Source organism: Spiroplasma sp. ald, assembly GCF_044714355.1.
Classification (GTDB): Bacteria; Bacillota_I; Bacilli_A; order Mycoplasmatales; family Mycoplasmataceae; genus Spiroplasma; species Spiroplasma phoeniceum.
Window position 1 is genome coordinate 1 of sequence record NZ_RXFY01000015.1, and the last position, 15874, is coordinate 15874.

At 27.6% G+C, this 15874-nt stretch carries 15 protein-coding genes; 7 read left to right on the plus strand and 8 right to left on the minus strand.

Annotated elements, in window-relative coordinates; genetic code table 4:
* Positions 1 to 129: 129 nt before the first annotated feature.
* The 4 genes from EHU54_RS01630 to hemW all read left to right on the plus strand — a co-directional run bounded on the left by EHU54_RS01630 (position 130) and on the right by hemW (position 2896).
* Positions 130 to 450: a hypothetical protein gene (locus EHU54_RS01630; protein ID WP_400248594.1), complete on the plus strand. Its 321-nt coding sequence runs from the start codon at positions 130 to 132 to the stop codon at positions 448 to 450.
* A gap of 38 nt (positions 451 to 488) precedes the next feature.
* On the plus strand, positions 489 to 1139 hold the full coding sequence (locus EHU54_RS01635) for a hypothetical protein (RefSeq protein ID WP_400248595.1): 651 nt from the start codon (positions 489 to 491) through the stop codon (positions 1137 to 1139).
* A gap of 126 nt (positions 1140 to 1265) precedes the next feature.
* Entirely contained in the window at positions 1266 to 1712 is a 447-nt protein-coding gene (locus EHU54_RS01640; RefSeq protein ID WP_400248596.1) for a hypothetical protein, read from the plus strand.
* Positions 1713 to 1816: 104 nt separating this feature from the next.
* On the plus strand, positions 1817 to 2896 hold the full coding sequence (gene hemW / locus EHU54_RS01645; RefSeq protein WP_400248598.1) for a radical SAM family heme chaperone HemW: 1080 nt from the start codon (positions 1817 to 1819) through the stop codon (positions 2894 to 2896).
* Positions 2897 to 2960: 64 nt separating this feature from the next.
* Here the strand turns inward: hemW and EHU54_RS01650 are convergent, their stop codons facing one another.
* From EHU54_RS01650 to rsmD, 8 genes are all read right to left on the minus strand, one after another.
* Positions 2961 to 4673: an MSC_0882 family membrane protein gene (locus EHU54_RS01650; protein ID WP_400248599.1), complete on the minus strand. Its 1713-nt coding sequence runs from the start codon at positions 4671 to 4673 to the stop codon at positions 2961 to 2963.
* Between the two features lie 53 nt (positions 4674 to 4726).
* Positions 4727 to 4987, minus strand: coding sequence for a hypothetical protein (locus EHU54_RS01655; RefSeq protein WP_053391112.1), 261 nt, complete (start codon positions 4985 to 4987; stop codon positions 4727 to 4729).
* A 68-nt stretch (positions 4988 to 5055) separates the two neighbouring features.
* Positions 5056 to 6417 (minus strand): BMP family ABC transporter substrate-binding protein, encoded by a 1362-nt coding sequence (locus EHU54_RS01660; protein WP_400248600.1) that lies wholly within the window; start codon positions 6415 to 6417, stop codon positions 5056 to 5058.
* A gap of 72 nt (positions 6418 to 6489) precedes the next feature.
* Positions 6490 to 8004, minus strand: coding sequence for a hypothetical protein (locus EHU54_RS01665; RefSeq protein ID WP_400248602.1), 1515 nt, complete (start codon positions 8002 to 8004; stop codon positions 6490 to 6492).
* A gap of 47 nt (positions 8005 to 8051) precedes the next feature.
* A complete protein-coding gene (argS, locus tag EHU54_RS01670) occupies positions 8052 to 9725 on the minus strand; it encodes an arginine--tRNA ligase (RefSeq protein WP_400248604.1) in 1674 nt (557 codons plus the stop codon).
* A gap of 54 nt (positions 9726 to 9779) precedes the next feature.
* Positions 9780 to 11051 (minus strand): 16S rRNA (cytosine(967)-C(5))-methyltransferase RsmB, encoded by a 1272-nt coding sequence (gene rsmB, locus EHU54_RS01675; RefSeq protein ID WP_400248605.1) that lies wholly within the window; start codon positions 11049 to 11051, stop codon positions 9780 to 9782.
* A 17-nt stretch (positions 11052 to 11068) separates the two neighbouring features.
* Positions 11069 to 11644 (minus strand): guanylate kinase, encoded by a 576-nt coding sequence (gene gmk / locus EHU54_RS01680; protein WP_400248607.1) that lies wholly within the window; start codon positions 11642 to 11644, stop codon positions 11069 to 11071.
* 1 nt (position 11645) lies between these two features.
* Positions 11646 to 12242 (minus strand): 16S rRNA (guanine(966)-N(2))-methyltransferase RsmD, encoded by a 597-nt coding sequence (rsmD, locus tag EHU54_RS01685; RefSeq protein ID WP_400248611.1) that lies wholly within the window; start codon positions 12240 to 12242, stop codon positions 11646 to 11648.
* Positions 12243 to 12310: 68 nt separating this feature from the next.
* Here rsmD and def point away from each other — a divergent pair, with 68 nt between their 5' ends.
* The 3 genes from def to EHU54_RS01700 form a co-directional block, all read left to right on the plus strand.
* Positions 12311 to 12892, plus strand: a complete 582-nt coding sequence (gene def, locus EHU54_RS01690) for a peptide deformylase (RefSeq protein ID WP_400248608.1) — start codon at positions 12311 to 12313, stop codon at positions 12890 to 12892.
* A gap of 168 nt (positions 12893 to 13060) precedes the next feature.
* On the plus strand, positions 13061 to 14821 hold the full coding sequence (locus EHU54_RS01695; protein WP_400248609.1) for a ribonuclease J: 1761 nt from the start codon (positions 13061 to 13063) through the stop codon (positions 14819 to 14821).
* Between the two features lie 141 nt (positions 14822 to 14962).
* Positions 14963 to 15874, plus strand: a 912-nt coding sequence (locus EHU54_RS01700) for an alanine--tRNA ligase-related protein (protein ID WP_400248610.1), incomplete at its 3' end; no start/stop codon positions are given.

Below are 15874 nucleotides of genomic sequence, written 5' to 3' on the forward strand. Positions count from 1 at the left end.
AATTAATTAAAATTATAATTTGCTATTAGTATCTTTTTAAAAATATTTATAATTATTTTACTAGGTTATGCAAGAAGTCTAATATAATAATAAGTAATAAGTATCTTATTGGAAGAAGGTGACATATTGATGAAACGGTTATTAACCATTTTTAGTGCTTTTGTGTTAGGTGGTGGTAGTGTGTTTTGGGTGGCTAGTTGTACCGCGCGAGGAAAGCATGAACGTGATGAAAAAGATGAATTAGATCATAATCAAGATATTGGTATTTTAAATGATATAAAAAAGGAAGTAAAGCAAACTTTTGAAGCGTGGTGGGATACAAAGGCAACAATTGATATTAATGATTATCCGGATCAAATACCATTTGTTGCAGAGTTAGTTGATGAATTAAAAAAAGAGAATGATGGTTTGACATTGACGGATGAAAGAATTAGTAAATATCGTTTTTAACACAGTTGCTTACTGGTTTTAAAGTAGAGTTTGCTAATTTGAATCAAAGTTTACGATATCGCTATTCAAATTATTATGTTGATACAATGCCGTTGTTTTTAGATGAGGATAATATTTTATTTACTTTGTATAATATTAATTTTGATAACATCGGGAGGTTATTAAAAGATACTCCACAAGAGGTATTGGGAATTACAGTGCAAGTTAATATTGATTATGAAGTGAGATTTAAAGGATTGCCAGCGAGAGATAAGATTAATGCTCTAGTAGTTATAACTAATGATTTAGATGTTTTAAGTAAGCTTCAGGATAATATTGAGGAGTATTTTACTATGTTTGTTAATAAAGTTTTAAAAGATCAAAAATTTCAAATTAGAGTGAGAAAATATAGTTATGAATGAAATCCTAGCAAGATAATTTGACTCATTGTTAGGGAGGCTTTAAAGAATGAAAATATTTTATTTTTTGGTAGTAATTTATCCGATTATAAAAATAGTTTTTTTATGAATTTAGATTCTATGTCCTTTAAAAAGGATTCTGTTTTAGCATGAGCCGGCAAGGGATATGACCCAATGAAATTAACACCAGAAAATTTGTTAAATTTTTATAAAGAAACATATATTCTAAAAAAAGTAACTGAGTACGAAGATTCTTATGTTGTAATTAAAATTGGAACTATGACAGTATAAAAATTTATACTTGAAGGTTTACCATTTAAACATTTGCGGACTTCCATAAAACTAGAACAAGAGGTTAAAGTTTTAGTAGAAAAAAATCTCTTTAATTTTCAGCTTGAGAAATTTGCAAAAATAGTAATGGAGTTTTGACATTATTTTAAATTAGAAACATATTATGAGAATCATCGTTTGGTTTTTAAGGTGAACCAAGCGACTTTTGATAAGGTACTTGAAGTTGCTAGTGTTTTAGAACAAAACTCAAAAGGAATTCATATCACTTCAATTTTTAGACCTATTATTAATTTTTTTAACAGTAAAATAAATTCAAATCTAAAACTATTATCGATTAATCGTTCTAGTAGTAGTGATTCTGGAAATACAATTAATCTAATTAATAAAACTGAAAAATCTTTTACTGTAAAATTATTAACAAAGTTTGCAAATATAAATAAATATACTAAAAATAGCATATTATTAATGAATGACTTTGACTATTGCTTTTTTATTGCTCCAAACAAGGAAGAAATGATTATTAATAATGGTGAATATTCATTTTTGCAAATAATTGAATTTGAGGTTGGTTAATTTTTAAATGAAATCTTTTAATTTAATTATTAAAAAACATATAATTGTTGCACTTGAAATTATAAATCTATATTATTAAAATATAAAAGAAGTGAGGATTAACAATGATTGAACATTTATATGTACATATTCCTTTTTGCGACCATATTTGTTTTTATTGTGATTTTTTTAAAATTAAAAAATCACGCCCAATAATGATTGAAAAATATTTAACTTCATTAGCACATGAGATTGCTCAACCCCATCCTGATTTTGCTTTAAAAACAATTTATTTGGGAGGAGGAACACCAAATAGTTTAGATGATAATCAATTAGAACAACTATTACAACTATTACAAAAAGTTGTGCAAAACCCAATAATGGAATATACAATTGAGTTAAATCCAGAAAAAATTACAAAAAGTCAATTACAACTTTTAAAGAAATATCAGATTAACCGTCTTTCAATTGGTGTTGAAACTTTTAATGATCAGTTATTAAAAAAAGTTAATCGTTATCATAATAGTGCTGCTGTTGTTAATAGTTATTACTTAGCTCGTCAAGAAGGTTTTGATAATATTTCGTTTGACTTAATTTATAATTTATTTGATCAAACACAAGCTGATATTGAGGGAGATTTGTTAATGATTCAAAAATTACAACCTGATCATATTAGTTGATATTCATTAATTTTAAAAAAAAATTCATATTGGGGTAAAACAAAACTTAAATTACCAGAGTATGATATTGCATTTGATGAAATTATTAATACTGCATTAACTAAAATAGGTTATGAAAGATACGAAATTTCAAATTATACTAATAACAACAAAAAATCACAACATAATTTAGCGTATTGAACTAATAAGTCTTTTTGACTGCTTGGCCCTAGTGCAGCTGGTTTTATTAATAATGATGGTTACTATTTATTACAGAATTCGCGAAAATATGCTAACTGAACACAAACTAAAACAGAATTGTCGGTAAAGGATTATTATTTTCAAATTTTAATGATGGGATTACGTGTTTTAAATGGCATTGATTTAACAAAGGTTAGAGATGCAAAAGCAGCAGTAGATTACTATCAAAAGAAAATTGATGTAGAAGTACAAAAAAATAATTTAGTTTTTGATAATAATCATTTACGTTGTACAAGCCAAGGTTTAAATATTTTAAATGATATTTTAGTTAATATTATGGATTAAGACTTATGCTATAATGTAACTAAAGAAGAACTGTGAATAATTAGAATTATTTTTAAAACAATATTTAATTTCGGTTAAACCAACGACCAAGTAATGCATCACCGTTTCGTTTACGACGACGAGCAATTAATCATGGAATTGAAATTACTAGTGTTAAAATAATTAAGAAAATAATAAAAATTACTAAACAAATACGATTTGTTTTTTTCTTTAAAGCTGCTAATTCTTCTGGATGAACAATTTCATATCCATAATAACCAATAATATTTGCTTTTCTTTTTTTTGTTAAAACAATATTCGCAATATGAACACCTAATGTTACGATTAAAATAATAATTGTAATTGTAATTGCTACTGTTAAATCATCAACAATGCCTAAACTTCAAAAACCAAACCGAAACTCTTCACCTGAATGTTGTTGAAAACCGTATAAAATTCCTAAAATAATTCCACCAAAGAAATAAGTCGGAAATGCTAATCAATTTAAAACAATACTACGAACAGTCATTTTTTTATAATTATCAATTAAGAAATGCGGAATAGTATGATTACCCCGTGTTAAATTAGAAAGATAACTATTTGTTTCAATTCGAACTCGTGATAAATCAAAAATACCAGCAAACAATAATCCTAGAGAAATTAACAAAAAAGTAATTGTCAAAAATGGATGAGGAATATATTTCGCTTTAATTCCCATAATTGCTTCTAATTCTTGTTGATGAGAAATAAAATATAAAGCAATAAATAAACTTGTCATCATTGTGCCAATAAAACCAATAATAATCATAATTAAGGTACGAACTTTTTCCGAACGAATCTCACGAGCAATTTCTAAAGGAATTAAACGGTTAGCATATTCCTTATTAAAACGACGACGACGTTGTTTTTCTGATAACTGTGGTTGATAAGCATAACGATTATTTTCCCTACTGTTTGTTAAAGCTGGTGGGTCAAATTGTGCTGATGGAGTAAAATGACCATTTTGATAATACGATGGTGGCACTGGCATTGACTTTGTCATCATTTGATTATCATCAAAATATTGTGCTGAATTTGCACCACGATAGGCACCTTTGCTATCATAAACTAATTCTGAACGATTAAATTGTTCATTAACTTGTGATTGATGATACGGTGATGCAACACGTGATTGATAAGGAGGACGATATTGATTTGCATACATATTATCATCGTTAACATAACCATCACGGTGGTTATGATATCCCATAAATTCAGCATTGTCATATAGCCCTTGATTTTGTTGTCCTGACCAATATTGATCATAATTAGAACTTGTTACATGCTGCTGAATTCGGCGTGGCAAAATTTGTTGATGAACTGGACGCGAATAATTTTGCGCCGCATCATGATTATAATATGGCTCAACATAACCAGGTGGCATTTGTGAAGCATTTACATTCATTACCTCATGGTCTTCTTCAAGATACTGGCGGTCATGATTATTAGCATAATAATTATATTGGTTACTTAAGTTCATTCGTGCTGGACGAATTGTATTATTATTTTGATATAACATTTCCATATTATTTAATTGGTTTTGTTTATATGCTTCATTTGGACGAAAGTATTGATTTGATGAAAGATGATTTTGAGGCATTCCATTTGGATAGGGTTGATTTTGACTAAAATCAACATTATTTTGGTTTCTTAATTCAGGATTAAAATTATCACCAAAAAGATTTGCTGATTGCATTGGTGGTTGCTCATGTTGTTTATCTTTCACCATAAACGATTTAACCGTATTAAAAAAACCCATGCTTTGTTTCACCTGCCCTAAATGTGAATAACATTGTATTAAAAAAGAAACTGCTAGTTTTTATCACCCATTTTTTTAGCTAGCATAATTTCTTGTTCAAAATACTCAATGTTTTCCTTAAAACTAGTTTCTTGTTTTAATTTTACAATATTCGTTCAATTACTACTGCTTTTTTTACTTCGAAATAAAGAAAAAGTAATAATAAAATAAACAAATAATAATAGCGCTGCAAATCCTAATAGAAAACCAATTAACCCGATTACTGGAATGTCTAAATCTAAGATTGTTATGCTTGTTGTCAAGAAGCCCTCCATATAAACACCACACTATCTATGAGTATTATACTATACTTTTTAAAATTTATGCAAAAAATATATTATTTTTATCCTAAACCCTTTTCTAATGTCTCTAATAATTTAGTTTTTACTTCATTTTGTTTTTGATAAGTTAATTTTAATGTATCAGTAAAGTGCTCTTGTTTAATTTGATCATAAATCATCCCAATTGTTGTTGTTAATTTAGTAATCTTTGCATCGTTATTAATATAATTAATAATACTATCATTAATCCATTTTGTTTTTTCAATCCCTAATCAATTTGAATTTGTTTTTGAAGATTGGTCAGTATTAATTCAACAAGAATCAAGTTGCTTATTATCTCATTGTTTAGTTACATTATTATAACTACAAGTTGTTGAATAGATATTAGATAAAGCATCTTCTGTTGCTTGTGCAATATTTAATAACCCACTAGTAATAATATATTCATCACCATATATTTGAGATTGTGCTGTATCAACTCCAACAACTTTTGTTTTCGTTTTATTATATTTAATTCGGTCAATTGTATCTTGGGTTTGTGGTCCTGCAACAGGAAAAATAATACTTGCTTTTTTAGTAATTAAATAATCAGAAATCACTTTTCCTTCTCCTTGATTAAATGATTGTGAAAACCATGACTCATTGTCATTTAATACTTCTTGAACTTTTCTTATTGGTAATAAATTATTAATTTTGGGGTTTATGTTTTTAATTATTGCTAAAATATCTGTCATCAATTGATGTAAATTAGGATATCTAACATCGTTCTTAATAATTTCATTAAACACATCCGCTGATAATAAAAATCCTCATAAATAATTTGAAACACCAACTGGATTATCCATTCCTCCATAAGTTGCAATATTTAACTGTTGTTGAAATTCTGTTTGATGCAAATTAAATCATATTGCTGTAACAAGACCCGCTAAAAAACCAGCAATTTCTTTTTGAAATAAAATTCCGACAATATTATCAGCTAGCGGACCGTATGGGTCCATATTTTTATGAACATTCTGACCACTACCATCAATAAAAATAACATTATCCACTAAGTTTGCTGCTCAACCAATGGTGTTGGCATGACTAAAACCAGGTAAAATTAGCGTCTTTGCCCCAGCAATACTAGCTGTAATATAAGCTGCTTTAAATTCACCTGGTATAATACCATTTGGTTCAAAATAGCTAGCTCGCAATGGACTATCTCGTCATTGTCTCATTGATGAAACTTGGGTAAATTGTGACACGATATATTTGCTTGCTCCTTCTCACGCTGATTGAATATAAGATTTATCATTAATTGACCCACCACTAGTAATTACCCAAATATCATACATATATTGGTATTTTTTAACACAAGATGTTAAAAAACTAGCAGAAGTAGTGCCAATTTGTAGTGCCATTAAAATCTTAATTATTTTTTTCATTCTAATCTCCTTTAACCATAATTTAAAAAAAATACTAAAAATATTCTTTTATTAAAACAACAATTATTTTATTTAAGTTTTTTTCTTGTTATTTGTTTCAGAATTAATATTTGATTTAACACGACTAATAAAACTTTCGCGTAATAATAGATTAACTTTCGGAACTAATAAACGTAAATGATTACGATATTCAGCTAAAATTAGGTCTGAAGTATAATAAAATATTAACAATAAAAGTAAAACAATTGTGGCACAAATTGTTGAAATAATTGTTGTAATATTATCAATTTGAATCGCAAAACTATCACGGGGAATATATTGTTGACCATAAACATATTCTTTAAATATACCAACCTTTTTATCACGCATCACATCATCAGCAAATTTAATAATGAATTCTAATCCAAATCATAATAATTGAAATTGTGCTACAATCGGTTTATTTGTTGGTGAACGATATTTTCATTCACACGTCATTGCAAACAAAATATTAAAACACATAGCAAAAGCTAATCCATTAATAACTTGCAATGCTAAGTAAGCTTCTGGCGAATGATTAAATGCAGTAATACTAAAGAAAATAAATCATAGTAATAACCCTAACCCAAAGCAATATTTAACACCAATTTTATTATACAGTAAATGACAAGCTAAATAAGCACCAAAAAATTGTGGAATTAGGAATAATTGTTCATTTAAACACACAAATTGGTTGACTTTTCAAACATCATGGTATTTTTCTCATGTGCGTTGGCCTAACAATCAAAGATAAATATTTGATTGAGACACTTCTTTTAAAATAATAATTAAAATTACCATAAAAAAGATAATTAATACTTTTCCCCATTTAAATGGTTCAAACATTTTTTGCTGTTCAATCGTAAATGATGTTGATGTAAATTCTTTATGTGAAAATAAAGCATATAAAATGGTTGCACTCGCAATAGCAATTATTGCACCAATTCCAATAATTCCTATTTGCAACTGATTAGTTAAATTACTTCCTACTGTAATAACAATATTATTAAACTCACTACCAAAAATAAGCGCAAATGTCATTAATGGCGCTACTAAACTAATTGTTTTAAATGGAAAAAACTTACGACCATATGCTTCATTATATGATAAAAAATAACTAGCCTTTGTAATAATTCCAAAACCAAGAAAAATTGCCGCGTTAATTAATGTTGGTGCGGAATGATAAACAATTAAAATAAAAATTCCAAGCATTGATATTCCAAACATTGTATATTGAAAAAAATGTCAACCAATACAAGAAAAAACCTTATGTAAAAATACATAAGGAATCATCGCTAAAAAAGCATAAAGAGAAAGGGAAGTTGCTGCAATAATGGCAATTCCTTCCATATTATTAATTGATGCGGCAAAGAATAAATCACGGAACTCAAAATTATCACCAATAATTGATGATAATGCAAATCAATATAAAAACGTTTGAATAAAGAATGCCTTCTGACTAGTATGTTTAATTTTAATGTTTTTTATTAAAATTAATATGTAAAGAACAAATAACAATAATAACATTAATGGATTAAATAAAAAAACATCTCAATTATTTTGTAACACACCTGCACCCTCTTTCTGTCTTATAGATTATAACATAACCTAAATAATTACATCTGTTCAATAACATTAACCCCTAATAAATTAAAGACATTTGATAAAACTTGATAAATTACTTTAATAAATACTAAACGCTGTTTTGTTAATTCTAAGTTATCTAAATTAATAACTTTTGATTCATTATAATATGAATGGAATTGCCGCGCAACATTTTGCACATAATCACAGACAAGATGTGGTTGACGTAATTTTGCTGCTCCTTCAATGCAACGATTAAATAAATCAATCTCATTTAAAAGGTCTAATTCTTTTTGTGACGTTAATAATTCAAAGGTTTTAACATCCGTAATATTAATTTTGCTCATTTTGGCTTGTTTTAGCACGCTATTACAACGCGCTGTTGCATATTGTGCATAATAAACAGGGTTTTTTGAAGAATGCTCTTTTAAAATACCAATATCTAAGTCCATATGACTTTGAGCACTTTTTGAAGCTAACATATAACGAATTGGGTCAACTCCAATTTCTTCAATTAAGTCAATTAATCAAACTGCTGTCCCTTTTCGTTTACTCATTTTATATTCAGCACCGTCTTTAATTAACCGTACCATTTGAATCATATCAATATCTAAAATGTCTTTTTTATACCCTAATAACTGTAACCCCGCTAACATTCGTACAATATAACCGTGATGATCACCACCTCAAAAATTAACCAATTTATCTGCTTTGCTTCGCATTAAACGTTCATTATGTGATGTTAAATCAGGAGTAATATAAGTTAAATCACCATTTGATTTAACTAAAACACGATCTTTATCATCACCAAAGTCGGTTGTTTTTAATCATAGTGCACCATCTTGTTCATAAGTTTTTCCCAATTTGGCATATTGGGCTAATGTTGCATCAATTTTTCCTCCCTCGTACATTGCAGCTTCAGAAGAATAATATTCAATATCAACTCGAAATAATTTTAATTGCTTTTTAATAATATCTAAAAATAAATCAACTGATTTTTTGCGAAACATTTCATGTACCTTTGGACCACTAATTTTATAATCCTTATCAAAAGTTAAATTAATAAATTTATCTTGATAATTGTCAACAAAATATTGTGCAACATGAGCATACATATCGCCAGGATATGCATCAGGAGGTAATTCGGTTTTTTTACCCAATAAATTTAAATAACTAACAAAAACCGTCACTGCTAAAGTATTTATTTGATTACCAGCATCATTAACATAATATTCAGTTTGAACATGATAACCAGCTGCTCGCAAAATGCGAGCAACACTATCACCAATGGCACCATTCCGAGCATGACCAATATGTAAAAATCCCGTTGGATTAGCTGAAACAATTTCTAAATTATAAGTAAAATTCTTTGGAGCTGAATATCCATATTTTTCTTCTCGTTTTAAAACCTCATTAATAACTTGATGTAACTGATCATCAGCTAAGGTAAAATTAATAAATCCCGCACCAGCAATTTCAATTTTTTTAAAATATGATTTATTATTTTTTTCAATAAAAGCAATAACTTCTTCAGCAATTTTATTTGGTGCCTTTTTTAATTTTTTTGCTAGTAACAAAGCCAAATTGGTTGATAAATGACCAAATCCTTCTTGACGTGGTTTTTCAACCATCACTGGTGTTGTTAAATTATTTGCCTTTAAGTACTCTTCTAACAGATTTTCAATTAATTTAACATTCGTATTCATAATTGTGGTTCCTTTCTTCTTTTATTTAGTATATATTTTACATAGTTTTTATAATTACTTATCTTTTTTTCTAATTTTACAATAATAAAATCCATCAGTATTATTTTCATAACCAAAAATTTGTTCTGTTGCAATAATTTTTAAATCCGGATGTTTTGCTAAAAAATTGCGGATTTGAACAGTATTTTCATATCTTCCAAAAGTACAAGTAGAATAAACCAAAATTCCACCTGGTTTTAACAATTGATAAGCTTTATCTAATAATTGTTCTTGAATCTCAACTAAATTTGCTAATTCTTGATTAGTCAAAGTATGATATTTAATTTCTGGTTTTCGTTTAATTACCCCTAAACCACTGCAGGGGGCATCACAAAGAATTTTATCATATTGAATTTCAGGATTAATTTTTCTAGCATCTAATAAATGTGGATAAATATTCGTAATTCCTAATCGACTAGCATTCATTTTAATTAAATTAATCTTCTTTTCACTAATATCATATGCATCAATAATCCCTTTGTTGTTCATGATTTGACTTAAATGTGTTGTTTTACCACCCGGTGCACTGCACATGTCTAACACGCGATCAGTTTCTTGCGGATTTAATACTTCTGCAATGCGCATACTCATTTCATCTTGAATAAAAATTAAACCTTTTTTAAACATTTCTGAATTAACAATTGGTTTATCGGCAATGACACCTACAGAAGATACTAAACTTTTTGTTAAATTATAATTTGAATATTGAGCTAATAATTCATCTCGACTAATTTTTAGGGTATTAACGCGAAATGAAAGTTTTGGAATTGTTAAACTATCAACCATTACTTGCTGAGCAATATCTTCACTATATTCATTACGAAGAATTAAATATAATGATGATGGAAAACTATATTTAATACTTAATTTTTTTGTTTCATCAGCAATATTAATTTCAAAAATCTCATCTTTACTGACAAAAAATTTTTTTAACGTAGCATTAATAAAACCAGCATACTTTGGATTTAGATTTTTACTAATATTAACAGCTTCATTAACAATTGCATAATTAGGGATACGATCTAAAAAACGAAATTGATAAATACTCATTCATAATAAAACTTGTAATTTTTGATTAGTTTTTTTGGATTTAATAAATTGATTAGCAATATATTCTAAATACAATTTATTTTTTAAAGTACCATAAACAATTCGATAAATTAAAGTTTTATCTTGGTCAGTAAAATCATCATTTTGTTCTACAATATTTGATAATAAATGATTACTAAACTTGTTTTTTGCAAAAATTTTTCATAAGATATTTCATGCTATTTCTCTTGCTTGCATTTTTTAATCCTTTAAACTTACGAACGATTAGCAATTTCTTGTTCTAAAATTGTTTTAATTTCTGCAACTGCTTGTTCTACGGTGTTATTTACCACAACATAATTATAATTACTTTGCAATGGAAGTTCATCAGCTGCTTTTGCTAATCGTGCTTGTAATACTTCTTCGGGTTCACTTTTTCGGCCTCGAATTCGTTTTTCTAATTCCTCTAAACTTGGTGGAATTAAAAAAATTGAAACTGCATCAGTTACTTTCTGTAACACTTGTGTTGCACCTTGTACTTCAATTTCTAATAAAACATTTTTTCCATTATTAATTTGTTCGATACAATATGATTTTGGCGTACCATAATAATTACCGACAAAATCAGCATATTCTAATAATTCATCATTTTTAATTGCATCTTCAAATGTTGGTCGGTCAACAAAAAAATAATTTACCCCTTCAACTTCATCCTGCCTTTTTGTTCTTGTTGTCATTGAAACTGAATAAGCCAAATTCAACTCTCCATATTTAAAAAGTTCTTGGCATATTGTCCCTTTCCCGACTCCTGATGGGCCAGAAAATATAATTAAAAAACCCTCTTTCTGCACATTAACGTTCTCCTTTTTCTAATCTTAATATATACAAATACTTTTTTTTATATGTTTTACAACGTAACATAACTAAATTAAATTGATCAAATGACAACATTTGATTTGATTCACAAACTATTATTCCATAGTTATTGATAATATTGTTATTCAATATTATAGTAATAATATCATAATAATACTCAACTTGCTTAAAAGGTGGGTCTAAAAATAAAATATCAATTAATACTTTCTGTTGTATCATTCAGTTTAATAAAACTTTATAATCATAATTTAATACTTTTGCATTATTTATTTTTAAGTTATTTAAATTAGTTTCAATAATTTTGGAGGCACCTTGATGCGAATCATTAAAATAACATTGTTGTAACCCCCGTGATAACCCTTCAATTCCTAATTGACCACTTCCAGCAAAAATATCTAATCCAATTTTATTTTCATAAATAAAATAATTATCTAAAATATTAAATGTATCTTCTTTAACACGTGCCGTCATTGGCCGGGTATTCATTCCATCTAATGTTTTAATTTTATAACCCTTATATTTTCCACTAATTACGCGCATCTTCTTAACCCTTTTCTTTCTTTTTTTTATTATACTAAAACTTTAGAATTTTCTTTAATAATTGCTGAATATGTTATAATTTTTTTAAGAGGTGATTTTTAGTGTTGCAAAATGAAATACCAACTAAAGACTGACTAGTATTTGATGATACACCGTCAATTCGACAACCATCAATTGATGTCTCTTTACCATTAGCACCTGAAAATGAACTTGTAATGCAAAAATTAATTGATTTTGTAAGATATTCCCAAGATCCGCAAAAAAATAGTGGTCATACAATTAGACCAGCTGTTGGTTTAGCCGCTCCTCAAATTGGACATAATCTTAAAATGTATTATATTCGAATTGAAGAGACAGATGACGAAACAGGAGATAAAAAAATAATTGAACATGCAATGATTAATCCTAAAATTATTGGAAAAAGTGAACAAATAGCTTGTATAGAAGAAGGCGAAGGTTGTTTAAGCGTTAATGGTGATAAAGAAGGTTTTGTCCCTCGTAGTTTTCGAATTATTATTGAAGGTTATGATTATTTAAAACAACAACAAGTAACAATTACTGCCCGTAGTTATGAAGCAATTGTTTTTCAACATGAACAAGCACATTTAGAAGGTAAATTATATTATGATTTAATTAATAAAAAAACACCTTGAATGAAAAAAAGTGATTGAATTATTGTATAAAAATAATATTTAACTTTTTTTAAAATAAAAGTTTTTTTGGTAATCTTACTAATCTTTATGTTATAATTTCTTGGATACTAGTAAATTAATTTTTTTCTTTTTAATAATATCCAATTTAATAAAGAAAAAACTATGCGTTAATTTTAGAATTATGAGGTGATAATTTCAATGAATGAAGAAAAGAAAGAAACAAGTAAAAACAAAGCAATAGTTACAAAACCAACTAGTATAGTAACAAAACAACCAATCCAAAATGTTGTTAAAAATAAAATTCCAACAAAAGTGTTTGCTTTAGGTGGATTAGAAGAAGTTGGAAAAAATACATATTGTATTGAGCATGATGAAGAGTTAATTATGCTTGATGCAGGAGTTAAATTTCCAAGTTCAACAATGCTTGGAGTTGATGCTGTTATTCCAAATTATAATTATTTAAAAGAAAACCAACGAAAAATAAAAGCATTATTTATTACACACGGCCATGAAGATCATATTGGTGGAATTCCCTATTTATTACGGGAAGTTAATATTTCAATTATTTATGCACCACGATTAGCAACTGCTTTAATTCGTGATCGTCTAAAAGAAGCAAAATTGGAACAAACAACAATTGTTAAAGAAGTTGATAATATGAGTGTTATTAAAACAAAAAACTTTAAAATTAACTTTTTTGCTGTTAACCATAGTATTCCTGATGCCTTTGGAATTTCAGTAGTTACTCCAAATGGAAAAGTTGTTTCAACTGGTGATTATAAATTTGACTGAACACCATTAGGACATCGTGCTGATATTGAACGAATGGCAAATATGGGGCAAGAAGGTGTTATGTTATTATTGGCTGATAGTACCAATGCTGAAGTTGAGGGTTACACTCAAACTGAAACAAAAATTATTAAAAATATTGGTGAATTATTTGTTAAAGCTAAGGGACGAATTTTAATTTCAACTTTTGCTTCAAATGTTCATCGAATTCAACATATTGTTGAAATTACAAATAAATATGGACGAAAAATTTTAGTGTTTGGTCGAAGTTTAGATCGCATTATTAAAATTATTCGTCAAATGGGACATTTAAAAATTTCTGATAAGGCATTTATTAAAGCTAATGATGCTAAAAACTATAAAGATAATGAAATATTAATTATTTGTACTGGAAGCCAAGGTGAACCAATGGCAGCATTATCCCGAATTGCAAATAATCAACATCAACATATTTCTATTATTCCTGGTGATACTGTTATTTTTTCATCATCACCAATTCCCGGCAATCAAGCTGATGTTGAACGAGTTATTAATAAACTAGTTCGTGCTGGTGCTATTGTGCAAGAAAATAGTCCTTTAAATCAAATCCATACGTCTGGTCATGCTTCACAAGAAGAACAAAAATTATTATTTACCCTATTGAAGCCAAAATACTTTATGCCAATGCATGGTGACTATCGTATGCTTCGCCAACATGGTGAAACAGCAATTAGTGTCAATGTCCCAAAAGATAATGTCTTTATTTGTGCTAATGGTGATCAAATTGAACTATTAAATGGAACAGCAGCAATTGGTAAAAGAATTGAAGCTGAAGCTGTTTATGTTGATGGAAAAGATTTATCAGGGCAAACAACCGCTGTTGTTCGTGACCGTGAAATTTTATCAAAAGATGGGTTAATTGCTGTTGTTATTTCAATTGATTCGCAAAATAATCAATTACTAACACCACCACGCATTATTTCAAGAGGAAGTTTCTATGTTAAAGAATCTGGAAATATTATTAATGAATCAATTCGTTTAGCAACCGAAGCAGTTAATGAAGTTTTAAAAACCCAAAAACCAACTTTTGGCGCTCTTAAAAATGCTATTAAGCAATCATTATCTCCTTTCATTTACCGTTATAAACGTCGTAATCCATTGATTATTCCAGTAATTTTAAATAAAAAATAAAAGAATATCTAAAAATATTCTTTTATTTTTTAATATACTATGAAAATCATTTTTAATTCACCTAATAAATTTTTCTTTTCCTTTATTTACAATTTACAAATATAACATATAATTTAATATTAAGAGAGAAACCGATATATTATGACTAATGAACAAATTGAATTATTATGAAGTACCTTGAAAAAAAATAATAGTGCTAATCTTCCCCTTACCACTTTTCTTGGTTATAACCAAACAACTGACATTGGAACAGTTTTAGCATTATTTGATGCAAATGGTTATCCAGTTACCACATTAAATGGAATTGGATTTATTGCTTTTGATCACACTGTTTTTTATGCCCTTGGCGGGGGTCAAATTTTTGATACAGGAATATTAATTAAGAAAGACCATAAAATTTCTGTTTTTGACTTAAATAAACAAATTTACAAAAAAGTATATCTTCATCTTGTTGATACTAATGGTACAACAATTGAAATTAATGACGTATTAATCCAAAAAATAGATGTTGAACATCGAATTAAAATTACAAAAAATCATACAGCCCAACATATTTTATCTTATATTATTGAGCATATTTTAAATGATGGTGATATGACAGATTCAGTTCAGATTAAAACTGATTATGCTTTCTTAGCAATGAATAAAGTTGATAACTGATTAGAAATTATTTTAAGCGCTCGTAAACAAATTATTGAGAAATTAATTAATCATAACATTGCTAAAATTGAACATCAAATGCCAATTGACCAAGCAAGAGAATTAAAAATTGCTCATCCAAATTTTGAATATGATCCAATTGTTCGTGTTGTTGAATTTCCAACTGCAATAATTGATTTATGTGGTGGAACCCATGTTAATAACTTAAAAGAAATTAATTTTTTTGAAATTTGAGATTGTTGAGTTGATAAAAAGAAAGTTCGAATACAATTTTCAACAAATAAAGAAGCAACAGAAAGTTATTTTGCTAATTGAATTAACCAAAAAAAAGATAATTTATACCAAAGTATTAAAAAAATTAAAAGTTATGATGCTGATTTTAATTTCATAATA